The following is a 26,372-nucleotide window of genomic DNA, read 5'->3' as shown; positions in this document are numbered from 1 at the left end:
GCCGAGGTCACCAGCCGCGCTCGCGCCACTCGTCGAGGTGCGGGCGCTCGGCGCCGAGGGTGGTGTCGTTGCCGTGGCCGGGGTAGACCCAGGCCTCGTCCGGGAGGACGTCGAAGATCTTCTCGTTGACGTCCCGGAAGAGGCTCGTGAAGGCCTGCGCATCGCCCCAGGTGTTGCCGACGCCGCCCGGGAAGAGGCAGTCGCCGGTGAAGACGTGCGGGTGGCCCTGCGGGTCGTCGTAGATCAGCACGATCGCGCCCGGGGTGTGTCCGACCAGGTGCCGGACGGTGAGTTCCACGTCGCCGACCCGCAGCTTGTCGCCGTCCGCGAGCAGCAGCTCGGTGGGCACGTCGACGCCCTCGGCGTCGTGCGCGCCGGCGGCGGTGCGGGCCCCCGTCACGGCGACCACCTCGGCGAGCGCGGCCCAGTGGTCGTGGTGCCGGTGGGTGGTGACCACGGTGGCCAGCTCGTCACCGACGGTCTCCAGCAGCACCGGGGCGTCGGCGGCCGCGTCGATCAGCAACTGCTCGTCGGTGGCCCGGCAGCGCAGCAGGTAGGCGTTGTTGTCGTACGGGCCGACGGCCACCTTGGTGATGATGAGGTGCGCCAGCTCCCGCACGTCCGGCGGCCCGCCGACCTTGACCGCTCCGTGGTACGTCATCCGTCCGCTCCTCGTCCGGTGAAGGGGTTCAGGATCATCTTCGCGCCGTCAGCCCAGCGGGGGAAGCTGGGGGAGGGCGGTGTCGGGGGTGGTCCGGAGGCCGGCGCCGGCGGAGCGGCCGGAGAGCCAGGCGAGCAGGGAGCGGAGGGGGCCCCGGACGGTGAGGACGGGCTCGCCGGTGCCGATCAGGCCGATGTCCCCGGTGTCCTCGGCGACGAGCTCGACGCCGGGCAGGGCGGTGCCGCGCAGCTTGTTGGCGATCTTGTGGAACTCGGTGACGGCGAAGAGCTCCGGCCAGTGCGCGGGGGTGTGGCCGGCGTCCAGGTCGACGTGGTGGTACTCGACCTCGGCGAGGCGCTTCCACGGGAGGTCGTGGGCGGGGAAGACGTAGCCGGTGCGGTGGCGGACCTCGACCGTCCAGGCTTCGGCGGGCAGCAGCGCGGCGGCCGCGGCGAAGCGCTCGCGGGAGTCGCGCAGGTCGGCGAGCTGGACGTCCACCGGGCGGGGCGCGCCCTCCTCGATCTGCCGGTCGCGGGCCTCGGTGCTGGCGTACTGCGGGATGTCGGTGCCGGTGCGGGCGCCGTCCAGCAGGTTGACCAGCGAGTCGGCGTTGCGGGCGAGGTGCGCCAGCACGTGACCGCGGGTCCAGCCGGGCAGGGCGGAGGGCTCGGCGACGGCCTCGGGCTTCAGCTCGGCGACGGTGTTCAGCAGGTGCCGGGTGCTCTCCTCGACCAGGGCCAGGTACTGCGCGGCGGCCTCGGCGGCGGTCTGCGGGTCGGTCATCGGATCGGCCTTCTGTGGGAGACGGCGCGTTGCCCGCGGGGGGCTCCGCTCGTTGACCAGCCGACGCTATCGCCGAATCCGACCGCTGAGCAGGGCCTTTTTCGGTCCGGGTACGGAGGGTCCGGAGGGCGCTCTCACTCGTTCGGGTGGACTCCACTGGACACGGTCGATATTCGAACGTCTGAGCTAGTAGGCTGGCTGCCGCATCCTGGAAGAAGCACACATCTCCCCGCAAGTCCCTTCGCCCCGGAGAAAGGCGCCAGAAGCAGTGGCCGACCGCCTCATCGTCCGCGGTGCTCGCGAGCACAACCTCAAGAACGTCTCGCTCGACCTGCCCCGCGACTCCCTCATCGTCTTCACGGGCCTCTCCGGCTCCGGCAAGTCCTCGCTCGCCTTCGACACGATCTTCGCCGAGGGCCAGCGCCGCTACGTCGAGTCGCTGTCCTCCTACGCCCGCCAGTTCCTCGGGCAGATGGACAAGCCCGATGTGGACTTCATCGAAGGCCTCTCCCCGGCCGTCTCGATCGATCAGAAGTCCACCAACCGCAACCCCCGTTCGACCGTCGGCACGATCACCGAGGTCTACGACTACCTGCGCCTGCTGTTCGCCCGGATCGGCAAGCCGCACTGCCCGCACTGCGGCCGCCCGATCGCCAAGCAGTCGCCGCAGGCGATCGTCGACAAGGTGCTGGAGCTCGCCGAGGGCACCCGGTTCCAGGTGCTCAGCCCGGTGGTGCGCGAGCGCAAGGGCGAGTTCGTCGACCTCTTCGCCGACCTCCAGTCCAAGGGCTACTCGCGCGCCCGGGTGGACGGCGAGACGATCCAGCTCGCCGAGCCGCCGAAGCTCAAGAAGCAGGAGAAGCACACCGTCGAGGTGGTCATCGACCGCCTGACCGTCAAGGAGAGCGCCAAACGGCGGCTCACCGACTCGGTGGAGACGGCCCTGCGGCTGTCCGGCGGCATGGTCGTGCTCGACTTCGTCGACCTCGCGGAGGACGACCCGGAGCGCGAGCGGATGTACTCCGAGCACCTCTACTGCCCGTACGACGACGTGTCGTTCGAGGAGCTGGAGCCGCGCTCGTTCTCCTTCAACTCGCCGTTCGGCGCCTGCCCGGACTGCTCGGGCCTGGGCAACCGGATGGAGGTCGACCCGGAGCTGGTCGTCCCGGACCCGGAGCGCTCGCTGGAGGAGGGCGCGATCCACCCGTGGTCGGCGGGCCACGCCAAGGAGTACTTCCAGCGGCTGATCGACGCGCTCGCCGGGGAGCTCGGCTTCCGCACCGACATCCCGTGGGCCGGGCTGCCGGCCCGCGCCAAGAAGGCGCTGCTGTACGGGCACAAGCACCAGGTGCAGGTCAGCTACCGCAACCGCTTCGGGCGCGAGCGCTCGTACAGCACCGGCTTCGAGGGCGCCGTTCCGTTCATCCAGCGCCGGCACACCGAGGCGGAGAGCGACAGCAGCCGCGAGCGCTTCGAGGGCTACATGCGCGAGGTGCCCTGCCCGACGTGCGAGGGCACCCGGCTCAAGCCGGTGGTGCTCGCGGTCACCGTCGAGGAGAAGTCGATCGCCGACGTCTCGGCGATGTCGATCAGCGACTGCGCCGAGTTCCTGGGCGCGATGAAGCTGAACGACCGGGACAAGCAGATCGCCGAGCGCGTCCTGAAGGAGGTCAACGAGCGGCTGCGCTTCCTGGTCGACGTCGGCCTGGACTACCTCTCGCTGAACCGCGCGGCCGGCACCCTGTCCGGCGGCGAGGCCCAGCGCATCCGGCTGGCCACCCAGATCGGCTCCGGCCTGGTCGGCGTGCTGTACGTGCTGGACGAGCCGTCCATCGGCCTGCACCAGCGGGACAACCACCGGCTGATCGAGACGCTGGTGCGGCTGCGCGACATCGGCAACACGCTGATCGTGGTCGAGCACGACGAGGACACCATCAAGACGGCGGACTGGGTGGTCGACATCGGCCCGGGCGCCGGCGAGCACGGCGGCAAGGTGGTGCACTCCGGCTCGTTGAAGGGGCTGCTGTCCAACAAGGAGTCGCTGACCGGCCAGTACCTCTCCGGCAAGCGGTCCATCCCGATCCCGGCGGGCCGCCGCGACCGGGACAAGAAGCGCCAGCTGACCGTCCACGGCGCCCGCGAGCACAACCTCAAGGACGTCACGGTCGGCTTCCCGCTCGGCACCTTCACCGCGATCACCGGCGTCTCCGGCTCCGGCAAGTCGACGCTGGTCAACGACATCCTCTACACCCACCTCGCCCGGGAGCTGAACGGCGCCCGCAGCGTGCCCGGCCGGCACACCCGGATCACCGGCACCGACCTGGTGGACAAGGTGGTGCACGTCGACCAGTCGCCGATCGGGCGCACCCCGCGCTCCAATCCGGCCACCTACACCGGGGTGTTCGACCACGTGCGCCGGCTCTTCGCGGAGACGCAGGAGGCGAAGGTCCGCGGCTACCTGCCCGGCCGGTTCTCCTTCAACGTCAAGGGCGGCCGCTGCGAGAACTGCTCGGGCGACGGCACCATCAAGATCGAGATGAACTTCCTGCCGGACGTCTACGTCCCGTGCGAGGTCTGCCACGGCGCCCGGTACAACCGGGAGACGCTGGAGGTCCACTACAAGGGCAAGTCCATCTCCGAGGTGCTGGACATGCCGATCGAGGAGGCGCTGGCCTTCTTCGAGGCCGTCCCGGCGATCGCCCGGCACCTCAGGACGCTCAACGACGTCGGCCTCGGCTACGTCCGGCTCGGCCAGTCCGCGCCGACGCTCTCCGGCGGCGAGGCGCAGCGCGTCAAGCTCGCCTCCGAGCTGCAGAAGCGCTCGACCGGGCGGACGGTCTACGTGCTGGACGAGCCCACCACCGGCCTGCACTTCGAGGACATCAGCAAGCTGATCAAGGTGCTCAGCGGGCTGGTGGAGAAGGGCAACACGGTGATCGTCATCGAGCACAACCTCGATGTGATCAAGACCGCGGACTGGGTCGTCGACATGGGCCCCGAGGGCGGTTCCGGCGGCGGCATGGTGGTCGCCGAGGGCACCCCGGAGCAGATCGCCGCCGTCCCGGAGAGCCACACCGGCAAGTTCCTCCGGGACATCCTTCCGGGCGAGTTCGCGGACGCCCCGGTCGCCTCGGTGAAGAAGGCGCCGCGCAAGCGCGCCGCCGCGGCGAAGAAGTAGCGAAGAGGGAGAAGCGGCCCCGCTCCGCCGCCCCGCCCCCGGGGCGGCGGAGCGGGTGCCGCATAGACTTCCGTGGTCCCTCGTAGGAAGCCGAACCGCAGGAGCGCACCGATGTCAGAGGCCCCCGAGACCAGCCCCGCCACCTCCCGCCGCACCGTGCTCTGCGGTGCCGCCGCCGTACTGGCGGCCGGCGGCACCGTGGCGGTCGCCGGCTGCGGTTCCTCCTCGGGCTCCTCGGGCTCCTCCGGCGCCGGCAGCGCGGCCAAGAGCCCGGTGGACCTCGGCCCGGCCTCGGCGGTGCCGGAGGGCGGCGGCAAGGTCTTCCGCAACCAGAAGATCGTCGTGACCCAGCCGACCGCGGGGGAGTACAAGGCCTTCAGCGCCGTCTGCACCCACGCCGGCTGCGTCGTCGACCAGGTGAAGAGCCAGCAGATCCAGTGCCCCTGCCACGGCAGCCGGTTCGCCATCGCCGACGGCGCCGTCCAGGACGGCCCGGCCCCCAGGCCGCTGCCCGCCTACGCCGTCACGGTCGACGGCGGGAACCTCAAGGTGACCCCGAGCTGAACCAGTTGATCTCCGCCAAGTCGATCTCCGCCAAGTCGATCCCCGCCCAGTTGATCTCCCCTTCGCGGCCCCGGCTCCACTCGGTACGGTGGACCCATGGCTGACCCGAGCACCTACCGCCCGGCGCCGGGCGCGATCCCGACCTCACCGGGCGTCTACAAGTTCCGTGACGCCCACGGGCGGGTCATCTACGTCGGCAAGGCCAAGAGCCTGCGGCCGCGCCTGTCGTCCTACTTCCAGGACCTGGCCGGCCTGCACCCGCGCACCGCGACCATGGTCACCACCGCCGCCTCGGTGGAGTGGACGGTGGTGGCCACCGAGGTCGAGGCGCTCCAGCTGGAGTACTCCTGGATCAAGGAGTTCGACCCGCGGTTCAACGTCAAGTACCGCGACGACAAGAGCTATCCGGAACTCGCCGTCACCCTCAACGAGGAGTACCCGCGGGTCCAGGTGATGCGCGGGGCGCACAAGAAGGGCGTGCGCTACTTCGGCCCGTACGGGCACGCCTGGGCGATCCGCGAGACGGTCGACCTGCTGCTGCGCGTCTTCCCCGTCCGCACCTGCTCCAACGGCGTGTTCAAGCGCGCCCGGCAGGTCGGCCGGCCCTGCCTGCTCGGCTACATCGGCAAGTGCGCCGCGCCCTGCGTCGGCAAGGTCTCGCCGGACGAACACCGGGCGCTGGCCGAGGACTTCTGCGACTTCATGGCCGGGCGCACCGGCAACTACCTGCGCCGGCTGGAAGAGCAGATGCGGGAGGCCGCCGAGGAGATGGAGTACGAGAAGGCGGCCCGGCTGCGGGACGACATCGGCGCCCTCAAGCGCGCGATGGAGAAGAACGCCATCGTCCTCGCCGATGCCACCGACGCCGACCTGCTGGCCGTCGCCGAGGACGAACTGGAGGCCGCCGTCCAGATCTTCCACGTCCGCGGCGGCCGGGTGCGCGGCCAGCGCGGCTGGGTCACCGACAAGGTCGAGGACGTCGACACCGCCGGCCTGGTCGAGCACGCCCTCCAGCAGCTCTACGGCGGCGCCGGCGGCCCGGACGAGCGCAACGAGTCCGTCCCGCGCGAGGTGCTCGTCCCCGCGCTGCCCGAGCCGGCCGGCCCGGTCCGGGACTGGCTGAGCGGCCTGCGCGGCAGCCAGGTCGACCTGCGGATCCCGCAACGCGGCGACAAGAAGGACCTGATGGCCACCGTGCAGCGCAACGCCCAGCAGGCGCTGGCACTGCACAAGACCAAGCGCGCCTCCGACCTCACCACCCGCAGCCGCGCCCTCCAGGAGATCGCCGACGCGCTGGAGCTGGACTCGGTGCCGCTGCGCATCGAGTGCTTCGACATCTCCCACCTCCAGGGCGAGGACGTGGTCGCCTCGATGGTCGTCTTCGAGGACGGCCTCGCCCGCAAGAGCGAGTACCGGCGCTTCCAGATCAAGGGGTTCGAGGGCCAGGACGACGTCCGCTCGATGCACGAGGTGATCGGCCGGCGCTTCCGCCGCTACCTCCAGGAGCGTGAGCAGACCGGCGAGTGGGTCGTCCCCGAGGCCGACGACCCTGGCGCCGCCGCCGACGGCACCGGGGCCCCGGCCGGCCCGATCGACCCGGAGACGGGCCGCCCGCGCCGCTTCGCCTACCCGCCCCAACTGCTGGTCGTCGACGGCGGCCAGCCGCAGGTCGCCGCCGCCAAGCGCGCCCTGGACGAACTCGGCATCGACGACGTCGCGCTGTGCGGCCTGGCCAAGCGGCTGGAGGAGGTCTGGCTGCCCGGCGAGGACGACCCGGTCGTGCTGCCGCGTTCCAGCGAGGGCCTCTACCTGCTCCAGCGGGTCCGCGACGAGGCCCACCGCTTCGCGATCAGCTACCAGCGCAGCAAGCGTTCCAAGCGACTCACCGCCGGGGAACTGGACTCCGTCCCGGGCCTCGGCGAGACTCGCCGCCAGGCGCTGCTCAAGCACTTCGGCTCGCTGAAGAGGCTTCGGGCCGCCACCGTCGACGAACTCTGCGCCGTACCCGGCATCGGACGCCGCACGGCGGAGACTGTTGCGGCGGCGTTGTCCTCCCGTACACCCGTCGCACCAGCGGTGAACACCGCTACCGGCGAGATCATCGAGGACGGGGCCGAACCGGCCGCCGAGCCGGTGGCCGCAGCATCCCAGACCGCACCATCCCAGGAGACGCCATGACGGTCGACGCCGACCGTCAGACGGCGCGCCCAGCCCCCGCCCGCCTGTCCGGGCAGGGGAAGGGCGGCCGCGCCGTGCGCGTTCTCCCCAGCAGAAAGACCGAGAGCGGGGAACCGAAGTGACCGTGTCAGACGTGGCCGAGAACGCGCCGGAGCTGGTGATCATCTCCGGTATGTCCGGAGCCGGCCGCTCCACCGCCGCGAAGTGCCTGGAGGACCTGGGCTGGTTCGTGGTGGACAACCTGCCACCGGCCCTGATCCCGACCATGGTCGACCTGGGCGCCCGCTCCCAGGGCAACGTCGCCCGGATCGGCGTGGTCGTGGACGTCCGGGGCCGCCAGTTCTTCGACGACCTGCTCACCTCGCTCGACGAGTTGGAGAAGCGCGGAGTCCGGCTCAGCGTGGTCTTCCTGGACTCCTCCGACGACGCGCTGGTCCGCCGCTTCGAGAGCGTGCGCCGCCCGCACCCGCTGCAGGCCGACGGCCGGATCGTCGACGGCATCGCCCAGGAGCGCGACCTGCTGCGCGACCTGCGCGGCGAGGCCGACCTGGTGATCGACACCTCCAACCTCAACGTGCACCAGCTGCGCGCCAAGCTGGACGCCCAGTTCGCCGACCACGACGAGCCCGAGCTGCGCGCCACCGTGATGTCCTTCGGCTTCAAGTACGGCCTGCCGGTCGACGCCGACCTGGTGGTGGACTGCCGCTTCCTGCCCAACCCGCACTGGGTGCCCGAGCTGCGCGCCCGCACCGGCACCGACGCGGACGTCGCCGACTACGTGTTCCAGCAGCCTGGCGCCAACGAGTTCCTGGACGGCTACGCCGAGCTCCTGCGCATCATCACCGAGGGGTACCGCCGGGAGGGGAAGCGCTACATGACGCTTGCCGTAGGCTGCACCGGTGGCAAGCACCGCAGCGTCGCGATGTCCGAGCGCCTGACCAAGCGTCTCATCGCCGACGGAGTGGAGACGGTGCTCGTCCACCGTGACATGGGACGGGAGTGACCGCCGCCTCCTAGCCGGGCCGCCGGCGGGGCCGGCGGCCGCGGCGAGGAACGCGAGGTGAGTGTGGCGGGATATGTGCCCGGGCGGCAGCCGCAGAACAGGAGTGCCGACCGGGCGGGTGGCCCGGCCCGGCCGCCGGTCCCGAGCCGGCCGCGCAGCAGCCCCGCCCGGGCCAACCCGGCCCCCCGGATCACCGCGCTCGGCGGCGGCCAGGGCCTGTCCGCCTCGCTCTCCGCGCTGCGCCGGCTCACCAGCGACCTGACCGCCGTGGTCACCGTCGCCGACGACGGCGGCTCCAGCGGCCGGCTCCGCACCGAGCTGGGCGTGCTGCCCCCCGGCGACCTGCGCAAGGCGCTGGCCGCGCTGTGCGGGGACGACGACTGGGGGCGCACCTGGTCCGAGGTGATCCAGCAGCGCTTCACCGGCACCGGTGAGCTGGGCGGCCACGCGGTCGGCAACCTGCTGATCGTCGCGCTCTGGGAGAAGCTCGGTGACCCGGTGGCCGCCCTGGACTGGGTCGGCCGGCTGCTGAACGTCCAGGGCCGGGTGCTGCCGATGTCGGCGGTGCCGCTGGACATCGAGGCGACCGTGCGCGGCCACGACCCGGAACGCCCCGGCGAGCTGTCGGCCGTCCGCGGCCAGGCCAGCGTCGCGGTCACGCCCGGCACCGTGCAGTCGATCCGGCTGCTGCCGGACGGGCCGCCGGCCGTCCCGGAGGCGGTCACGGCCGTCCGGGAGGCGGACTGGGTGGTGCTCGGGCCCGGTTCCTGGTTCACCAGCGTGCTGCCGCACCTGCTGGTGCCGGAGCTGGCCAAGGCGCTCACCGAGACCCGCGCCCGCCGCCTGCTCACCCTGAACCTGGCCCCCCAGCCCGGCGAGACCGAGGGCTTCACCCCGCAGCGCCACCTGGAGGTCATCGCCGACCACGCCCCGGGCCTCGCGGTGGATGCGATCCTGGTGGACGAGCGCGCCGTCACCGGCGGCGCCTTCGGCCAGGCGGATCTGGCCGGTCTGGAGAAGGCCGCCGAGCGGATGGGCGCCGCCCTGGTCCTGGGCCGGGTGGCCCGCACCGACGGCACCCCGCGACACGACCCGGAGCTGTTGGCCGCCGCGTACGACCGGATTTTCCGGACACATGGAAGGATCGGGCCATGGCGATGACTCCAGCGGTGAAGGACGAGATCAGCCGGCTCCCGGTCACCAGGGCCTGCTGCCGCAAGGCGGAGGTGTCGGCGATCCTGCGGTTCGCGGGCGGGCTGCACATCGTGAGCGGCCGGATCGTGATCGAGGCGGAGCTGGACACCGGCGCGGCGGCGCGGCGGCTGCGCAAGGACCTGCTGGAGATCTTCGGACACTCCTCCGACCTCGTGGTGATGGCCCCCGGCGGGCTGCGGCGCGGCAGCCGCTTCGTCGTCCGGGTGGTCAAGGACGGCGAACTGCTCGCGCGCCAGACCGGCCTCGTGGACGGCCGGGGCCGGCCGATCCGGGGGCTGCCCCCGGCGGTCGTCTCCGGGGCCACCTGCGATGCCGAGGCGGCCTGGCGCGGGGCCTTCCTGGCGCACGGCTCGCTCACCGAGCCGGGCCGCTCCTCCTCGCTGGAGATCACCTGCCCCGGCTCCGAGGCCGCCCTCGCCCTGGTCGGCGCGGCCCGCCGGCTCGGCATCCCGGCCAAGGCCCGCGAGGTGCGCGGCGTGGACCGGGTCGTGATCCGCGACGGCGACGCGATCGGCGCGCTGCTGACCCGGCTCGGCGCGCACGAGTCGGTGCTCGCCTGGGAGGAGCGCCGGATGCGGCGCGAGGTCCGGGCCACCGCCAACCGCCTGGCGAACTTCGACGACGCCAACCTGCGCCGCTCGGCCCGCGCCGCGGTGGCGGCCGGCGCCCGGGTGGCGCGGGCGCTGGAGATCCTCGGCGAGGAGGTGCCCGAGCATCTGGCCGCGGCCGGCCAGCTGCGGATGCAGCACAAGCAGGCCTCGTTGGAGGAACTGGGCGCGCTCGCCGACCCGCCGCTGACCAAGGACGCGGTGGCCGGCCGGATCCGCCGCCTGCTGGCGATGGCGGACAAGCGCGCCTCGGAGCTCGGCCTGCCGAGCACCGAGGCCAACCTCACCGACGAGATGGCGATGAACTGACCGCCGCACCGAGTGGCTGTTCCGCGGCCGGTGTCCGGATTCCGGGCACCGGCCGCCGCCGTGTCCGGAGGCGATACCCGGACGCGCCCGGTGTGCGCAAATTGGTAGAGACCACTGACCAGGACCAACTGCCCTGACGGCCAAGGACGGTCGGCCTGTTTTCGCGCCACGCCAGGTCGTCGCACGTGGCGCGATGTGCCCTCCCAGGCCTGGGAGGGGTAGGGTCATAGGCGGTCGGGGACTTCCCAAATCTCACCCCCGTCGGCTTAGCTCCGGCGTACCTAACGAGGAGATCGGTTCGTGACGATCCGGGTAGGCATCAACGGATTCGGCCGCATCGGCCGCAACTTCTTCCGCGCGGTCAAGGCGCAGGGCGCGGACATCGAGATCGTCGGTGTCAACGACCTCACTGACACGAAGACCCTGGCTCACCTGCTCAAGTACGACACCACCCTGGGCACCTTCCCGGGCGAGGTCTCGCACACCGAGGACAGCATCACCGTCGACGGCAAGACCTTCCAGGTCAGCGCCGAGCGTGACCCCGCCAACCTGCCGTGGGCCGCCCTGGGCGCCGACATCGTCGTCGAGTCCACCGGCATCTTCACCAAGGCCGAGGCCGCGAAGAAGCACCTCGCCGCCGGCGCCAAGAAGGTCATCATCTCGGCGCCCGCGAGCGACGAGGACGTCACCATCGTCCTCGGCGTCAACGAGGACAAGTACGACGCCGCCAACCACTCGATCATCTCCAACGCCTCCTGCACCACGAACTGCGTGGCGCCGATGGCCAAGGTGCTGCACGAGAACTTCGGCATCGTCAAGGGCCTGATGACGACCGTCCACGCGTTCACCAACGACCAGGTGACCCTGGACTTCCCGCACAAGGACCTGCGCCGCGCCCGTGCCGCGTCGCAGAACATCATCCCGACCTCGACCGGTGCCGCCAAGGCGACCGCCCTGGTCCTGCCGGAGCTGAAGGGCAAGCTGGACGGCACCTCGCTGCGCGTCCCGGTCCCGACCGGCTCCATCACCGACCTGGTCGTCACCCTGGAGCGCGAGGTGACCAAGGACGAGGTCAACGCCGCCTTCCAGAAGGCCTCGCAGGAGGGCCCGCTCAAGGGCATCCTGACCTACACCGAGGACCCGATCGTCTCCTCGGACATCGTCAACGACCCGGCCTCCTGCATCTTCGACTCCCAGCTCACCATGGTCCAGGGCAACCAGGTCAAGGTGCTCGGCTGGTACGACAACGAGTGGGGCTACTCGAACCGCCTCGTCAACCTGACCTCCCTCGTCGGCGGCCAGCTCTGACGCAGCGGGAGCTGACGTGATGTAGGGGCGAGGGCCCGGCTGGCGCACTGTGCCGACCGGGCCCTCGCTCTGCGCACCAGGACTTCCCAGGCGGCCCCTGCGCCGTGCCGCCTCTGCGCATCAACCATCTCCCCAGGAGAGCCAATCCCCGTGAAGACCATCGAAGACCTCGACGTCGCCGGCAAGCGCGTGTTCGTCCGTGCCGACCTGAACGTCCCGCTGGACGGCACCACGATCACCGACGACGGCCGGATCCGTGCCGTCGCCCCGACCATCGCCAAGCTCGTCGAGCGCGGCGCCCGGGTCGTCGTCGCCTCCCACCTCGGCCGCCCGAAGGGTGCGCCGGACCCGAAGTTCTCGCTGGCCCCGGCGGCCGTGCGCCTCGGCGAGATCCTCGGCAAGAACGTCGCCTTCGCCACCGACACCGTGGGCGAGAGCGCCGAGTCCACCGTGGCCGCCCTGGACGACGGCGAGGTCGCGCTGCTGGAGAACCTGCGCTTCAACGCCGGCGAGACCAGCAAGGACGACGCCGAGCGCAAGGCCTTCGCCGAGCAGCTGGCCGCCCTCGCGGACCTGTACGTCGGCGACGGCTTCGGCGCCGTGCACCGCAAGCACGCCTCGGTCTACGACCTGCCCGGCCTGCTGCCGCACGCGGCCGGCGACCTGATCGCCACCGAGGTCGGTGTGCTCAAGAAGCTCACCGAGGAGGTCGCGCGCCCGTACGTGGTCGTGCTCGGCGGCGCCAAGGTCTCCGACAAGCTCGGCGTGATCGACAACCTGCTGAAGAAGGCCGACCGGATCCTGATCGGCGGCGGCATGGCGTACACCTTCCTCAAGGCCAAGGGCCACGAGGTCGGCATCTCGCTGCTGCAGGAGGACCAGATCCCGGTCGTCCTGGACTACCTGAAGCGTGCCGAGGAGACGGGCGTCGAGTTCGTCCTGCCGGTGGACGTCCTGGTGTCGGCGGAGTTCCCCGACCTCAAGACCAAGGCCCCGGCCAACCCCGAGCTCGTCGCCGCGGACGCGATCCCGGCCGACCAGGAGGGCCTGGACATCGGCCCGAAGACCCGCGAGCTGTACGCGGCGAAGCTGGCCGACGCGGGCACCGTGTTCTGGAACGGCCCGATGGGCGTCTTCGAGCACCCGGACTACGCGAACGGCACCAAGGCCGTGGCCCAGGCGCTGCTGGACAGCGACGCGTTCACCGTGGTCGGTGGCGGCGACTCCGCCGCGGCCGTCCGCATCCTGGGCTTCGACGAGAACGCATTCGGACACATCTCGACCGGCGGTGGCGCCAGCCTCGAGTACCTGGAGGGCAAGACCCTCCCCGGTCTCGCCGCCCTGGAAGGCTGAAAGCAATGACTGAGCGTCTCCCGCTGATGGCGGGCAACTGGAAGATGAACCTCAACCACCTTGAGGCCATCCAGCACACCCAGAAGCTGGCCTTCGCGCTGGCCGACAAGGACTACGAGGCCGTCGAGGTCGCCGTCCTGGTGCCGTTCACCGACCTGCGTTCGGTGCAGACCCTGGTCGACGGCGACAAGCTGAAGATCAAGTACGGCTCGCAGGACGTCTCGCAGCACGACTCCGGTGCCTACACCGGCGAGGTCTCCGGCCCGATGCTGGCCAAGCTGAAGTGCACCTTCGCGGTGATCGGCCACTCGGAGCGCCGCCAGTACCACGGTGAGGACGAGGCGATCGTCAACGCCAAGGTCAAGGCCGCCTACCGGGCCGGGATCACCCCGATCCTGTGCATCGGCGAGCCGCTGGACGTCCGCAAGGCCGGCACCCACGTCGAGCACACCCTCGCCCAGCTGGACGGCGCCCTGGCGGACGTCCCGGCCCACCAGGCCGAGTCCATCGTGGTCGCCTACGAGCCGGTCTGGGCGATCGGCACCGGCGAGGTGGCCACCCCGGAGGACGCGCAGGAGGTCTGCGCCGCCATCCGCAAGCGGATCGCCGAGCTGTACGACGCCGAGCTGGCCGACAAGGTCCGCGTGCTGTACGGCGGTTCGGTGAAGTCGTCGAGCGCGGCCGGCCTGATGGCCAAGCCCGACATCGACGGCGGCCTGATCGGCGGTGCCTCGCTGGACGCCGACGAGTTCGTCAAGATCGTGCGCTACCGTGAGCAGGCAGTAGGCTAACGCCGCTGCAGCAACGTAGGCTTTGGGGCCGGACCGCCGTCGCGGTCCGGCCCCGTCGCCGAAGATACGAGAGAGTTGGTCCCGTCGTGGTTCTCGGGTTCTCGATTGCCCTGATCATCTTCAGTCTGCTGATGATCCTGCTGGTGCTGCTGCACAAGGGGAAGGGCGGCGGCCTGTCGGACATGTTCGGTGGCGGCGCGATGTCCACCGGCGGCGGCTCGGCGGTGGCCGAGCGCAACCTGGACCGCATCACGATCGTGGTCGGTCTCGCCTGGTTCGCCTGCATCATCGTGCTGGGCCTGGTGCTGAAGTACAAGAGCTGACGTAACCCTGACGCCCCGTCGCCCGAGCGCCTATCCTGGGACGGTCGGGGGCGGAGGCGATGGCGGTGGACGCTTAACTCCTGCTTACACTAGGACGACTTTCGCCACCGACGCGCACCGCGGAGGGTCGGCGCACCAGCACGCAGGGAGTCAGACCGTGGCAAGTGGCAACGCCATCCGTGGCAGCAGGGTCGGAGCGGGCCCGATGGGCGAGGCGGAGCGCGGCGAGTCCGCCCCGCGCAACCGGATCACCTTCTGGTGTGCCAACAAGCACGAGACCCGGCCGAGCTTCGCCGCCGAGGCCGTCATCCCGGACACCTGGGACTGCCCGCGGTGCGGTTTCCCGGCCGGGCAGGACGAGCACAACCCGCCCGCGCCCTCGCGCAACGAGCCGTACAAGACCCACCTCGCCTACGTCCGCGAGCGGCGCACCGACGCCGACGGCGAGGCGATCCTGGCCGAGGCGCTGGCCAAGCTGCGCGGCGAGATCTGACCCGGACGACAGACAGCGAAGGGCGCCACCGTCGAGGACGGTGGCGCCCTTGTGCGTTGCCGGGCCCGTTACGCCGAGGCCGGCGGGTACAGCTGGGGCGGGATCTGCTCCGCCGCGGCCCGGTCCAGCAGCCACAGGGTGCGGCTGCGGCCGTACGCGCCGGAGGCGGGCGCCTGGAGCTCGCCGGGGCCGGACAGGGCCATCGCGACCGCGTCCGCCTTGTCCGCGCCGGCCGCCAGCAGCCAGACCTCGCGGGCCGCCCGGATCGCCGGGAGGGTGAGCGAGACCCGGGTCGGCGGGGGCTTGGGGGCCCCGCGCACGCCGATCACGGTCAGCTCGCTCTCCCGCACGCCCGGGTGCTCGGGGAAGAGCGAGGCGACGTGGGTGTCCGGGCCGACGCCGAGCAGCAGCACGTCGAAGGCCGGGACGCCGAGCCGGTCGCCCGGGCCGGAGGCCTTCGCCAGCTCCTCCGCGTAGCGGGCGGCGGCGGCCTCCACGTCCGAGCCGTCCACACCGTCCGAGGCGGGCATCTCGTGCACCCGCGCCGGGTCGAGCGGGACGGAGTCCAGCAGTTCGGCGCGGGCCTGGACGGCGTTGCGGTCCGGGTCCCCGGCGGGGACGAAGCGCTCGTCGCCCCACCAGAGGTCCAGCCGCGCCCAGTCGACCGCGTCGCGCGCCGGGGAGGCGGCGATCGCGGCCAGCAGGGCGTTGCCGTTGCGCCCGCCGGTGAGCACCACCGAGGCGGTGCCGCGGGCGGCCTGGGCGTCCACGATCCGGGTGATCAGCCGGGCCGCGGCCGCCTGGGCCATCAGCTCCTTGTCCCGGTGGACGACCAGCTGCGGGGTCGCGTTGGTCATGCGCTCCCCTTGGCGGCGCGTTTGGCGGGCTTCTTGGCGGGAGCCTTCTCGGCGGCCTCGGGCACGTCCTCGGACGCGCCCTCGGACGCGACCTTGGCGGTCACCCGGGCGGGGTTGGCCACCGCGGCCTCGGCGACCGCCGCGCGGGCGACCCGCTCGGCCGCCGCCGTCTCGGCGGTGTCCGGCTCGCGCAGCCGGTCGACGGGCGTGCGCACGGCCGTCGCGTAGATGTCGTCCGGGTCGAGCCGGCGCAGTTCCTCGGCGATCAGCTCCGAGGTCTCGCGCCGCTTGAGCGCCACCTGGCGGTCGGGGGAGCCGACCATGGAGAGCGTGCCCATCAGGCCGTCGGGGCGGTCCAGGGTGATGTCGCCGTCCTTGGTGCGCAGGTGCACCGCGGTGATGCCGGGGCCGCCGGTGACGACCCGCTCGACCGGCACGTGCAGCCGGTTGTGCAGCCAGAGGCCGAGCAGTTCGACGCTGGGGTTGTAGGACTCGCCCTCGACCACCGCGGAGGTGATCGTGACCGGCCGCTGGTCCAGCGCGGCGGCCAGCATCGAGCGCCAGCCGGTGATCCGGGTCCAGGCCAGGTCGGTGTCGCCCGGGGTGTAGCTCTGGGCCCGCTGGGCGAGCTGGCCCACCGGGGACTCGGCGGTGACGGCGTCGGTGATCCGGCGCTGGGCGAGCGCGCCCAGCGGGTCCTGCGCCGGGTGCAGCGGCGCGTTGTCGGGCCACCAGACGACGACCGGGGCGTCCGGGAGCAGCAGCGGCAGGACCACCGACTGGGCGTGCGCGGCGAGTTCGCCGTGCATGCGCAGGATGACCGTCTCTCCCGAGCCGGCGTCGGTGCCGACCAGGATCTCGGCGTCCAGCCGGGTCTCGGCGCGGGCCCGGGGCGAACGCCCGGCGCGCTTGATCACCGCGAGGGTGCGCGAGGGGTGCTCGCGGGAGGCGTCGTTGGCGGCCTTGAGGGCGTCGTACGCGCTGCCCTCGTCGGTCACGATCACCAGGGTGAGCACCATGCCGGCGGCGGTGGAGCCACTGGCCCGGCGCGCCTCCATCAGCGCGGCGTTGATCTTGCTGGACGTCGTGTTGGTGAGGTCGATCTTCATGGCCGGCGCCAGCTCCTGCCGTCTCGTGCGAGCATCTCGTCCGCCTCGGCCGGGCCCCAGGTCCCCGCGGAGTACTGGGCGGGCTTGCCGTGGGTGTCCCAGTACTTCTCGATCGGGTCGAGGATCTGCCAGGAGAGCTCGACCTCCTGGTGACGCGGGAACAGGTTGGCGTCGCCGAGCAGCACGTCGAGGATGAGCCGCTCGTACGCCTCCGGGCTGGACTCGGTGAAGGACTCGCCGTAGGCGAAGTCCATCGTGACGTCCCGGACCTCGAAGGAGGTGCCCGGCACCTTGGAGCCGAACCGCACCGTCACGCCCTCGTCCGGCTGGACCCGGATGACCAGGGCGTTCTGCCCCAGCTCCTCGGTCGCGTAGGAGTCGAACGGCAGGTACGGGGCGCGCTGGAAGACCACCGCGATCTCGGTGACCCGGCGGCCCAGCCGCTTGCCGGTGCGCAGGTAGAACGGGACGCCCGCCCAGCGGCGGTTGTTGATCTCCAGCTTGATCGCGGCGTAGGTGTCGGTCTTGGAGTCCGGGTCGATGCCGTCCTCGTCCAGGTAGCCGACCACCTCCTCGCCGCCCTGCCAGCCGGCCGCGTACTGGCCGCGCACGGTGTGTCGGCCGAGGTCGGCCGGGAGCTTGACGGCGCTGAGCACCTTGAGCTTCTCGGCCACCAGCGCCTTCGGGTGGAAGGACGCCGGCTCCTCGATGGCGGTGAGCGCCATCAGCTGGAGCAGGTGGTTCTGGATGACGTCGCGGGCGGAGCCGATGCCGTCGTAGTAGCCGGCCCGGCCGCCGATGCCGATGTCCTCGGCCATGGTGATCTGCACGTGGTCGACGTACGACCGGTTCCAGATCGGCTCGAACATCTGGTTGGCGAAGCGCAGCGCCAGGATGTTCTGGACCGTCTCCTTGCCCAGGTAGTGGTCGATCCGGAAGACCTCGTCCCGGGGGAAGACCTCGTGGACGATCCGGTTCAGCTCCTGGGCGCTCTCCAGGTCGTGGCCGAAGGGCTTCTCGATGACCGCGCGGCGCCACGAGCCCTGCGGGGGGTCGGCCAGGCCGTGCTTCTTGAGCTGCTGGACGACGGTCGGGAAGAACTTCGGCGGGACGGACAGGTAGAAGGCGAAGTTGCCGCCGGTGCCCTGCGCCTTGTCCAGCTCGTCGATGGTCTCGCGGAGCTTGTCGAAGGCGTCGTCGTCGTCGAAGGTGCCGTGGACGAAGCGCATGCCCTTGGCGAGCTGCTGCCAGACCTCCTCCCGGAACGGGGTGCGGGCGTGCTCCTTGACCGCGTCGTGGACCTCCTTGGCGAAGTCCTCGTCGTCCCACTCGCGCCGGGCGAAGCCGACGAGAGAGAAGCCCGGCGGCAGCAGACCGCGGTTGGCCAGGTCGTAGATGGCCGGCATGAGCTTCTTGCGGGACAGGTCGCCGGTGACTCCGAAGATGACCAGACCGGACGGCCCCGCGATGCGCGGGAGCCGTCGGTCGGCCGGGTCACGAAGCGGGTTGACGGGGGCCGGCGGGAGATCGTCCGCGTCCGACTCCGAGGTCAACTCGGGGAAATCAGTGCTCACTTGTTGGGCTCCGCTTTCGTGCGCTGGCTGTGTGAGCGAACGGTCACTTCTCGCCGGCGAAGGAGGCGAGCGAGGCGGTGACGGTGTCGAGCAGCTCGTTCCAGGACTGCTCGAACTTCTCCACGCCCTCGTCCTCCAGCACCTGGACCACGTCGTCGTAGTCCACGCCGGCGGCGGCGATGGCGTCCATCACGGCCTTGGCGTCGGCGTAGTTGGGGACGATGGTGCCGCCGGTGACCACACCGTGGTCGGCGGTGGCCTCCAGGGTGGCCTCGGGCATGGTGTTGACCGTGCCGGGGGCGACCAGCTCGGTGACGTACAGGGTGTCCGGCAGGGCCGGGTCCTTGACACCGGTGGACGCCCACAGCGGGCGCTGCGGCTTGGCGCCGGCGGCCTCCAGCGAGCGCCAGCGGGCGCTGCCGGCGGACTTGCCGTCGACCGAGCCGAAGACCTCCTCGTACGCCTGGTAGGCGAGGCGGGCGTTGGCCAGGGCGGCCTTGGAGCGCAGGTCCCGGGCGTCGCCGCCGATCTTCTCCAGGCGCTTGTCGATCTCGGTGTCCACGCGGGAGACGAAGAAGGAGGCGACCGACTCGATCTGGGAGAGGTCCAGGCCCTTGGCCTTGGCGGCCTCCAGACCGGTCAGGTAGGCGTCGATGACGGCCTTGTAGCGCTCCAGCGAGAAGATCAGCGTGACGTTGACGCTGATGCCACGGCCGATCACCTCGGCGATCGCGGGCAGGCCGGCCTTGGTGGCGGGGATCTTGATGAAGACGTTCGGGCGGTCGACCAGCCACCACAGCTGCTTGGCCTCGGCCACGGTGGCCGCGGTCTCGTGCGCCAGGCGCGGGTCGACCTCGATGGAGACCCGGCCGTCGCGGCCGTTGGAGGCGTCGTAGACCGGGCGCAGCACGTCGGCCGCGTCGCGCACGTCCGAGGTGGTGATCATGCGGACGGCCTCGTCGGTGGTGACCTTGCGGACGGCGAGGTCGCGCAGCTGGCCGTCGTAGGAGTCGTCGCCGCCGCCGATGGCCTTCTGGAAGATGGTCGGGTTGGTGGTCACGCCCACCACGTGCTTGTTCTGCACCAGCTCGGCGAGGTTGCCGGTGTTCAGCCGCTTGCGGCTGAGGTCGTCCAGCCAGATCGCCACGCCTTCGTCGCTGAGGCGCTTCAGTGCGTCAGTCATGGTGCTTCAGTCCTTTTTGTTCTGCTTCGTGGGGTAGTCAGAGGGGGCCGTGCGCCCGCGTGCGGGCGGGCGCACGGCCCAGGGGGGCGTCAGCGGTTGACGGCCTCAAGGGAACGGAGGGCGTTGTGGGCCTCGGCCACCACGCGCTCGGCGGTCAGGCCGAACTCCTCGTAGAGCACCTTGTAGTCGGCGGAGGCGCCGAAGTGCTCCAGCGAGATGATCCGGCCGTGGTCGCCGACCAGCTCGCGCCAGCCCTGGCCGATGCCGGCCTCGACCGACACCCGGGCCTTGACCGACGGCGGCAGCACACTGTCACGGTAGGCCTGGTCCTGCTCCTGGAACCACTCGAAGGACGGCACCGAGACCACCCGGGTGGCGATGCCCTCGGCCTCGAGCACCTCGCGGGCCTTGACGGCCAGCTGGACCTCGGAGCCGGTGCCCAGCAGGATCACCTGCGGGTCGCCGCTGGAGGCCTCGGCCAGGATGTAGCCGCCCTTCGCGGTGCCCTCGGCGGAGCCGAAGACCTCGCGGTCGAAGGTCGGGACGTTCTGGCGGGTGAGCGCCAGGCCGACCGGGCCGGGGTGGGTGGTCTGGCGCTCGATGACGGTGCGCCAGGCGACGGCCGTCTCGTTGGCGTCGGCCGGGCGGACCATGGCCAGGCCCGGGATGGCGCGCAGCGAGGCCATGTGCTCCACCGGCTGGTGGGTCGGGCCGTCCTCGCCGAGGCCGATCGAGTCGTGCGTCCAGACGTAGGTGACCGGCAGCTTCATCAGCGCGGCCAGGCGCACGGCCGGGCGCATGTAGTCGGCGAAGACCAGGAAGGTGCCGCCGTACACGCGGGTCTTGCCGTGCAGGGCGATGCCGTTCATGGTCGAGCCCATGGCGTGCTCGCGGATGCCGAAGTGGATCGTCCGGCCGTACGGGCCGGCGCTCTTCAGCGGGTTGCCGTCGGGGAGGAACGAGCTGTCCTCGTCGATGGTGGTGAGGTTGGACTCGGCGAGGTCGGCCGAGCCGCCCCACAGCTCCGGGATGACCGCGCCGATCGCCTTGAGGGTCTCGCCGGAGGCCTTGCGGGTGGCGACGTCCTTGCCGGCCGGGAAGACCGGGACGGTCTTCTTCCAGCCCTCGGGCAGCTCGCCGGCCTGGATGCGGTCGAACTCGGCGGCGCGCTGCGGGTCGGCGGCGCGCCAGGCCTCCAGGGACTGCTCCCACTCGGCGTGGGCGGCCTTGCCGCGCTTGATGACCTCGCGGGCGTGCTCGATCACCTTGTCGGAGACCTCGAAGGTCTTCTCCGGGTCGAAGCCCAGGACCTTCTTGGTGGCGGCGATCTCGGCGGCGCCGAGCGCGGAGCCGTGCGCCTTGGCGGTGTTCTGGGCGTCCGGGGCCGGCCAGGCGATGATCGTGCGCATCGCGATGATCGACGGACGGGTGGTCTCGGCCTTGGCCGCGGCCAGCGCGTCGGCCAGGACGGCCACGTCGATGTCGCCGTTGGCCTTCGGGGCGACCCGCTGGACGTGCCAGCCGTACGCCTCGTAGCGCTTGAGGACGTCCTCGGAGAAGGCGGTCTCGGTGTCGCCCTCGATCGAGATGTGGTTGTCGTCGTACAGGGCGACCAGGTTGCCCAGCTTCTGGTGACCGGCCAGCGAGGAGGCCTCGGCGGAGATGCCCTCCTGCAGGTCGCCGTCGGAGACGATGGCCCAGATGGTGTGGTCGAAGGGGGACTCGCCGGCGGCGGCGTCCGGGTCGAACAGGCCGCGCTCGTAGCGGGCGGCCATCGCCATGCCCACCGCGTTGGCGATGCCCTGGCCCAGCGGGCCGGTGGTGGTCTCCACGCCCGCGGTGTGGCCGTGCTCCGGGTGGCCCGGGGTGCGGCTGCCCGCGACGCGGAAGGCCTTGAGGTCGTCCAGCTCCAGGCCGTAGCCCGACAGGTACAGCTGGGTGTAGAGGGTCATGCTCGTGTGCCCGGGGGACAGCACGAACCGGTCGCGGCCGACCCACGCGGGGTCGGTCGGGTCGTGGCGCAGGAAACGCTGGAAGATCAGGTACGCCGCGGGGGCCAGCGACATGGCCGTCCCGGGGTGTCCGTTGCCGACCTTCTGGACGGCGTCCATGGCCAGGACCCGCGCTGTGTCAACCGTGCGCTCATCCAGTTCGGACCACTCGAATGCGTTCGTCGGCGTCGTGCTCACCCTGTCTCAGGGCTCCTTCCGTTGTGAAGAGTGACCCCGTGAAAGGGGACCGGGTCGGCCACGGCGCTGTGGTCTCGACGCTGGGTGGTGCCGGTCACGGAGGGTAGATCCCGCTTCTGCGTGCGAGCCTACCGTCCGGCCCGGGGCTCACCCTCCGTGCTGGGACAACCAGGAAATCCGGATGGTGATTCCCACCAGGGCGGTCTGCCTGATTTTGTCCCAGGCTCTCCTGTTTTACGGCACCCTGCCGCCCCGGTGGTCAGGACGGGTTGCGGCGGCGCGCCGCAACGGCTTCGTGGCTTCACCCGGTCGGTTCACCCGGGGGTGTGCCATCGGCCTCGCCGGGGGACCCCGGAGCCGGATGGGATATATGGAGCGTCTAAGGTGGCGTGGTACGCGCAGAGCGGACGATTCGGGACCCTTCGTTCCTGTGGACGCCTGCGAGGATTCATCTTCAGTTGGGGTGTTAGTGACCGCCGTCGAAACCCGTCCCGCCGGGGTCACCGGGGCGACTCCTGCGCACCGGCCCATCGGGGCCCGTGTCGGCGCCTTCGTCGCATTGACCAAGCCACGGATCATCGAACTGCTGCTGATGAGCACGGTGCCGGTGATGTTCCTCGCCCAGCAGGGCGTCCCGAACATGCTGCTGGTGCTGAAGGTCGTGATCGGTGGCTACCTCTCGGCGGGCGGCGCCAACGCGCTCAACATGTACATCGACCGCGACATCGACGCGGTGATGTCCCGCACCGAGCGCCGGCCGATCGTCACCGGGATGGTGTCGCCGCGCGAGGCGCTGGTGTTCGGCATCGCCCTCGCGGTCGTCTCGACGCTGCTGCTGGGCTTCGGCGTCAACTGGCTCTCCTCCGGACTGGCGCTCGGCGCGCTGCTGTTCTACGTGTTCGTCTACACGCTGGGGCTCAAGCGGCGCACCTCGCAGAACATCGTCTGGGGCGGCATCGCCGGCTGCATGCCGGTGCTGATCGGCTGGTCCTCCGTCACCAACTCGGTGTCCTGGGCGGCGGTCGCGCTGTTCCTGGTGGTGTTCTTCTGGACGCCGCCGCACACCTGGGTGCTCTCGATGAAGGTGCGCGAGGACTACGAGCGGGCCGGCGTGCCGATGCTGCCGGTGGTCAAGGGCAACGTCGAGGTCGGCAAGCAGGTCGTCGCCTACTCCTGGGTGATGGTGGCGACGTCGCTGGCGGTGTGGCCGCTGGGGCACATGAGCTGGCTGTACCCCGTCACCGCGGTGCTGCTCGGCGGGTTCTGGCTGCGCGAGGCGCACGCGCTGTACGGCCGGGCCAAGGCCGGGGTGGTGGGCGCGAAGCTGAAGGAGATGCGGCTGTTCCACTGGTCGATCACCTACCTGTCGCTGCTGTTCGTGGTGTGCGCGATCGACCCGTTCGTGAAGTAGGGCCTGTCCGACGTCGAAGAGCCCCGGTCCGGTGGACCGGGGCTCTTCGCGTTCTCACCGGGACGGCAGCTCGGACGGGCCGACGTGGTCGTCCAGCCAGTCCCGGAGCGGCTGGGAGGCGCGCAGGAAGGCGGTGATCCGGGTGCGGGCGCCGCGGGTGCCGAGCCACTTCGCGGGCGCCCACTCCTGCCAGGCGACCAGGCCCTTGTGGCGCAGCAGCTCGATCCTGGGGTGGTCCTTGGGGAAGCCGCGCGGAGCGGTCCTGAGGGAGTCCTGGCCGTGCACCCGGGGGCCGTCCTGCTCCACCGCGGCGATCACCCGCTCCAGTTCGGCGCCGCTGACGTCCTCGGCGACGGCGGCGCGGTAGCGGTCCAGCTGGTCGGGGGCGAGCTGGTACATCCCGTTGCCGCAGGCCAGGCCGTCGGCGGAGAGCTGGACGTAGCCGCCGGTCTCCAGGTGGGCGCCGATGTGCGTCTTGTACGGAGACTTGTCGGCGCTGAACCGGACGTCGCGGTTGGGACGGAAGATCCTCCCGGGCCCGAACTCCGGCTCCAGCTCGGCGAGCAGCAGCTCCATCGGGGACCGTACGTCGTTGTCGTACTGCTCCTTGTGGGCCTGCCAGAAGGTCTTGGAATTGTCGGCTTCGAGGTGCTCGTAGAAGTCGAGCGCCTCGGCCGGCCAGCCGGAGAAGGTCACGCCTCCAGTATGTGGCCCGGTGCACAGGGCGCTCCCGTCGCCAGCTCGACTACCGGTGGGTAGCATGCGGGCATGAGCAGCGCAGAGACCGCCACCGCCACCGCGCCGGACGCCCGTACCGAGCGCCGCGCCAAGCGCATCGCCAAGCACCTCAGCAGCTTCGCCCGCCAGCACGGGGGCGGCGCCGACGCGGTCGTCGAGTACGTCGGCGCCGTGGCCACCCGGATCGTCGTGGTGGGCGTGGACGGCGCCTGGGGCGACCAGGTGGCCCCGAGCTACGCCGTCGGCCGCCGGGCCGCCGAACTGGCCGGGCTGACCCTGCACGACGACTTCGAGGGCGAGCTGGCCCTCAAGGTGAAGACCGGCCCGTACGAGTGGAAGCGGATGGCGGGCATCCAGCTCGGCGGCTGATCACTTCGGCGCGCGCGGCGAACGGCCCGGCTCCCCTGGTGGGGGAGCCGGGCCGGTGTCGTCAGACGGGCAGGTTCCAGCCCGGACCGTGCTCGTGGCCGATCCAGACGCGTTGGCCCGTGCCCGAGACGGTGATCCCGAAGGCCTCCTGGTGTGGTTCGCCGACCCGTTGCCAGGCTTCGACGGCGCTTTCGACCTGGTCCCAGAGCCGGAGCGGGCCGCGTTGGATCACGGTCCAGCCGCCGTCCGGGGCAGGTACGGTCCGGGCCTGTGAGCCGGTGGCCACGTCGGAGAGGATCTGATGTCCGCCGGCTCCCATCCGTTCGGCGGAGGGCGCTGCGAGCTGTGCCACCCAGCTGCCGGTCCAGGTGCCGATGATCTCGGGGTCGATCCGGGTCGGGCGTTCGTCTCCGGGGAGCAGGCACAGGCTCTGGCGGGGCGGCCGGTCGTGGGGGCGGGCCATCATGAAACTGGTGTAGCCGGGCAGGAAGCGGCCGGTGGCTTCTCCGGGGCCGGTCACGACCAGCAGGGCGAGACCGAAGCCGAAGGACCAGCCGGACAGGGTGACCAGGATCCGGCCGCCGGGCTTCACCTGGTGCAGCCACGGGGGTGGGACGTAGCGGACCGCGCAGGTGGCGATCAGCCGGTCATAGTCGCTGCTGCCAGGATCGCCGAGAAGTCCGTCGCCGATGATCAGTCGGGGCGCGTAGCCCACTGCTGTGATGGCTGCCGCTGCGGCCGTGCCCACTGCCGGGTCGTACTCGATGCTGGTGATGTCGGCGTCCCCGAGGCGGTGTGCGCCGAGGGCAGTGGAGTAGCCGGTTCCGGTGCCGATCTCCAGCACCCGGTGGCCGGGCTCGGCGCCGAGTTGGTGCCACATGCGCAGGACGAGAGACGGCAGGGTGGACGAGGAGGACGGGGTGCCGGTCGTGGTCCCATCGGGCACGTCCTCGGGGCGGGTCCGTCCGTCGAGTTGGGTGACCAGCGTTTCGTTGGTGTAGACGTGCTCCAGCCACCCGGGCTCGTGCTTGTGCATGGGGCGGTAGGCGGTCGGGTTGCTTCCCGGAACCGGTACGAAGAACGATCCGACGAACAGCTCTCGGGGGACCGTCCTGGCGGCGTCCTCCCACGCCGGGTCGGTGATCTTGTCATCCCCGGTCAGGCTGTCCACCAGGGCTGCGCGGAGCCGCGCCGTTGTGTTCATGCGTCGGGACCTCTCTCCAACTGGTCGGCAATGGCGTGGGCGATCGCCGCCGTGGTCCCGGCGGGCTGCCACGCCCATTGGCCGTTGGGGTTGCACTCCAGGAAACTCCAGTCACCGTGGGCGGTCACGGCGAAGTCGAACGCGCCGAAGGTCAAGCGGAGTTCGGCGAGGTAGGCGGTGATCGAGAGGGCGACCGGTTCGGGTACCCCGATCGGTGTACACGTCATCAGGTCCTGTCGGTGGCGCCAGTCGAGATCCGGGCTGTCGATCCGGATCGCGAACAGTCTGTCGCCAACGACGGTGACCCGTGCGTCGAAGGCCTTGTCCACCTTGGCCTGGAACATGTGCGGGCAGACGGAGACGGCGTCGGTGATCCCGGCCGGGTCGACCTCGTGGACCCACACCGTCTGCGCGACGCCGTCCCCGGTGCGGAAGCGGCTGTCCCACAGCGGTTTGTAGACGGCTCCACCGGGTCGGTCGGTACAGAACCGACGTGCTTCGGCGGGATCGGTGGTGATGACCGTCTCCGGGACCAGGAACCCCGCACGGCTCGCCACGGCGAGCTGGGCGGGCTTGTACTCCGCGTTGCGGATGTGCCACGGGTGATTCACGTAGTGGGCGCCGGGGAGCGATGCGAGGATCCCGCCGAAACCCCAGAACGCTTGTGCGCCGGCGAACTTCGCCGTGTGATCGGCCAGTTCCGGCGGCGCATCGTAGGGTGAGGGGCGGCGGACCCAGACCGATCGCACCCGGGTGAGGTCGAGTTGCCGGCTTGAGGTGCGGAGGGTGCCCCGCTGCTCGCCGATGCCGTAGCGGGCAGTCAGCGGGGCACCTCCTGGTAGGTCGACTCCGGGATCGACCCGGACGACCGGCACCCTGCGCTCGGCCAGGATGCGGAGCACTGCGTCGGCTGTCACGTCGTAGGTGTTGGTCAGCACCAGGACGGTGGCCCGGTGTCGATCCGGTGTCAT

The 26,372-nt window shown here is 71.2% G+C and carries 23 protein-coding genes; 13 read left to right on the top strand and 10 right to left on the bottom strand.

Features of this window, described 5'->3' with window-relative positions; all coding sequences use genetic code 11:
- Positions 1-7: 7 nt before the first annotated feature.
- Positions 8-661, bottom strand: a complete 654-nt coding sequence (locus tag ACIQVZ_RS06135; RefSeq protein WP_402447547.1) for an MBL fold metallo-hydrolase — start codon at positions 659-661, stop codon at positions 8-10.
- Positions 662-709: 48 nt separating this feature from the next.
- Positions 710-1,444, bottom strand: coding sequence for a maleylpyruvate isomerase family mycothiol-dependent enzyme (locus ACIQVZ_RS06130; protein WP_402447545.1), 735 nt, complete (start codon positions 1,442-1,444; stop codon positions 710-712).
- A gap of 268 nt (positions 1,445-1,712) precedes the next feature.
- On the opposite strand from ACIQVZ_RS06130, the gene uvrA reads away from it, so the two are divergent.
- From uvrA to ACIQVZ_RS06075, 11 genes are all read left to right on the top strand, one after another.
- Positions 1,713-4,622, top strand: coding sequence for an excinuclease ABC subunit UvrA (gene uvrA / locus ACIQVZ_RS06125; RefSeq protein ID WP_402447543.1), 2,910 nt, complete (start codon positions 1,713-1,715; stop codon positions 4,620-4,622).
- A 111-nt stretch (positions 4,623-4,733) separates the two neighbouring features.
- Complete coding sequence (locus tag ACIQVZ_RS06120; protein WP_350885806.1) at positions 4,734-5,186, top strand: Rieske (2Fe-2S) protein; 453 nt, start codon at positions 4,734-4,736, stop codon at positions 5,184-5,186.
- A 96-nt stretch (positions 5,187-5,282) separates the two neighbouring features.
- Entirely contained in the window at positions 5,283-7,364 is a 2,082-nt protein-coding gene (gene uvrC, locus ACIQVZ_RS06115) for an excinuclease ABC subunit UvrC (RefSeq protein WP_402447542.1), read from the top strand.
- 172 nt (positions 7,365-7,536) lie between these two features.
- Positions 7,537-8,367, top strand: coding sequence for an RNase adapter RapZ (gene rapZ / locus ACIQVZ_RS06110; RefSeq protein WP_387816332.1), 831 nt, complete (start codon positions 7,537-7,539; stop codon positions 8,365-8,367).
- A gap of 63 nt (positions 8,368-8,430) precedes the next feature.
- A complete protein-coding gene (gene yvcK, locus ACIQVZ_RS06105; RefSeq protein ID WP_350885867.1) occupies positions 8,431-9,528 on the top strand; it encodes a uridine diphosphate-N-acetylglucosamine-binding protein YvcK in 1,098 nt (365 codons plus the stop codon).
- The gene (whiA, locus tag ACIQVZ_RS06100; protein WP_063349505.1) at positions 9,519-10,499 is read left to right on the top strand and encodes a DNA-binding protein WhiA; all 981 of its coding nucleotides are present in this window, start codon (positions 9,519-9,521) and stop codon (positions 10,497-10,499) included. The genes yvcK and whiA overlap by 10 nt, the downstream gene beginning before the upstream one ends.
- A 300-nt stretch (positions 10,500-10,799) precedes the next feature.
- Positions 10,800-11,807, top strand: coding sequence for a type I glyceraldehyde-3-phosphate dehydrogenase (gene gap, locus ACIQVZ_RS06095; protein ID WP_063349506.1), 1,008 nt, complete (start codon positions 10,800-10,802; stop codon positions 11,805-11,807).
- Positions 11,808-11,957: 150 nt separating this feature from the next.
- Positions 11,958-13,160 carry a phosphoglycerate kinase gene (locus tag ACIQVZ_RS06090; RefSeq protein WP_402447539.1) on the top strand — a complete coding sequence of 401 codons (1,203 nt, stop codon included), beginning with the start codon at positions 11,958-11,960 and terminating at the stop codon, positions 13,158-13,160.
- Positions 13,161-13,165: 5 nt separating this feature from the next.
- Positions 13,166-13,951, top strand: coding sequence for a triose-phosphate isomerase (tpiA, locus tag ACIQVZ_RS06085; RefSeq protein WP_402447537.1), 786 nt, complete (start codon positions 13,166-13,168; stop codon positions 13,949-13,951).
- An 86-nt stretch (positions 13,952-14,037) separates the two neighbouring features.
- Positions 14,038-14,274 carry a preprotein translocase subunit SecG gene (secG, locus tag ACIQVZ_RS06080; protein WP_063349509.1) on the top strand — a complete coding sequence of 79 codons (237 nt, stop codon included), beginning with the start codon at positions 14,038-14,040 and terminating at the stop codon, positions 14,272-14,274.
- 205 nt (positions 14,275-14,479) lie between these two features.
- Positions 14,480-14,767 (top strand): RNA polymerase-binding protein RbpA, encoded by a 288-nt coding sequence (locus ACIQVZ_RS06075; protein ID WP_063349510.1) that lies wholly within the window; start codon positions 14,480-14,482, stop codon positions 14,765-14,767.
- Positions 14,768-14,835: 68 nt separating this feature from the next.
- Here ACIQVZ_RS06075 and pgl read toward each other — a convergent pair whose 3' ends face one another.
- From pgl to tkt, 5 genes are all read right to left on the bottom strand, one after another.
- Entirely contained in the window at positions 14,836-15,624 is a 789-nt protein-coding gene (gene pgl / locus ACIQVZ_RS06070) for a 6-phosphogluconolactonase (protein WP_402447535.1), read from the bottom strand.
- On the bottom strand, positions 15,621-16,733 hold the full coding sequence (gene opcA, locus ACIQVZ_RS06065; RefSeq protein WP_350885793.1) for a glucose-6-phosphate dehydrogenase assembly protein OpcA: 1,113 nt from the start codon (positions 16,731-16,733) through the stop codon (positions 15,621-15,623). The genes pgl and opcA overlap by 4 nt, the downstream gene beginning before the upstream one ends.
- Positions 16,730-18,286 carry a glucose-6-phosphate dehydrogenase gene (gene zwf, locus ACIQVZ_RS06060; RefSeq protein WP_350885865.1) on the bottom strand — a complete coding sequence of 519 codons (1,557 nt, stop codon included), beginning with the start codon at positions 18,284-18,286 and terminating at the stop codon, positions 16,730-16,732. The genes opcA and zwf overlap by 4 nt, the downstream gene beginning before the upstream one ends.
- Before the next feature lie 64 nt (positions 18,287-18,350).
- Entirely contained in the window at positions 18,351-19,490 is a 1,140-nt protein-coding gene (gene tal / locus ACIQVZ_RS06055; protein ID WP_063349514.1) for a transaldolase, read from the bottom strand.
- A gap of 89 nt (positions 19,491-19,579) precedes the next feature.
- Positions 19,580-21,679 carry a transketolase gene (gene tkt / locus ACIQVZ_RS06050; protein WP_402447532.1) on the bottom strand — a complete coding sequence of 700 codons (2,100 nt, stop codon included), beginning with the start codon at positions 21,677-21,679 and terminating at the stop codon, positions 19,580-19,582.
- A gap of 463 nt (positions 21,680-22,142) precedes the next feature.
- Here tkt and ACIQVZ_RS06045 point away from each other — a divergent pair, with 463 nt between their 5' ends.
- Entirely contained in the window at positions 22,143-23,090 is a 948-nt protein-coding gene (locus ACIQVZ_RS06045) for a heme o synthase (RefSeq protein ID WP_402447530.1), read from the top strand.
- A 54-nt stretch (positions 23,091-23,144) separates the two neighbouring features.
- Here the strand turns inward: ACIQVZ_RS06045 and ACIQVZ_RS06040 are convergent, their stop codons facing one another.
- Complete coding sequence (locus ACIQVZ_RS06040; RefSeq protein ID WP_402447528.1) at positions 23,145-23,786, bottom strand: DUF2461 domain-containing protein; 642 nt, start codon at positions 23,784-23,786, stop codon at positions 23,145-23,147.
- A gap of 72 nt (positions 23,787-23,858) precedes the next feature.
- Here ACIQVZ_RS06040 and ACIQVZ_RS06035 point away from each other — a divergent pair, with 72 nt between their 5' ends.
- Positions 23,859-24,197, top strand: coding sequence for a hypothetical protein (locus tag ACIQVZ_RS06035; protein ID WP_402447527.1), 339 nt, complete (start codon positions 23,859-23,861; stop codon positions 24,195-24,197).
- A gap of 61 nt (positions 24,198-24,258) precedes the next feature.
- On the opposite strand, the gene tgmC is transcribed toward ACIQVZ_RS06035, so the two are convergent.
- Positions 24,259-25,401, bottom strand: a complete 1,143-nt coding sequence (tgmC, locus tag ACIQVZ_RS06030; RefSeq protein WP_402447525.1) for an ATP-grasp peptide maturase system methyltransferase — start codon at positions 25,399-25,401, stop codon at positions 24,259-24,261.
- Complete coding sequence (gene tgmB / locus ACIQVZ_RS06025) at positions 25,398-26,372, bottom strand: ATP-grasp ribosomal peptide maturase (protein ID WP_402447524.1); 975 nt, start codon at positions 26,370-26,372, stop codon at positions 25,398-25,400. Before tgmB ends, tgmC begins: the two co-directional genes overlap by 4 nt.

Origin of the sequence: Kitasatospora sp. NPDC098663 (genome assembly GCF_044760075.1) — a bacterium.
Taxonomy (GTDB): Bacteria; Actinomycetota; Actinomycetes; order Streptomycetales; family Streptomycetaceae; genus Kitasatospora.
This window is presented reverse-complemented; position numbering and strand designations above follow the sequence as displayed.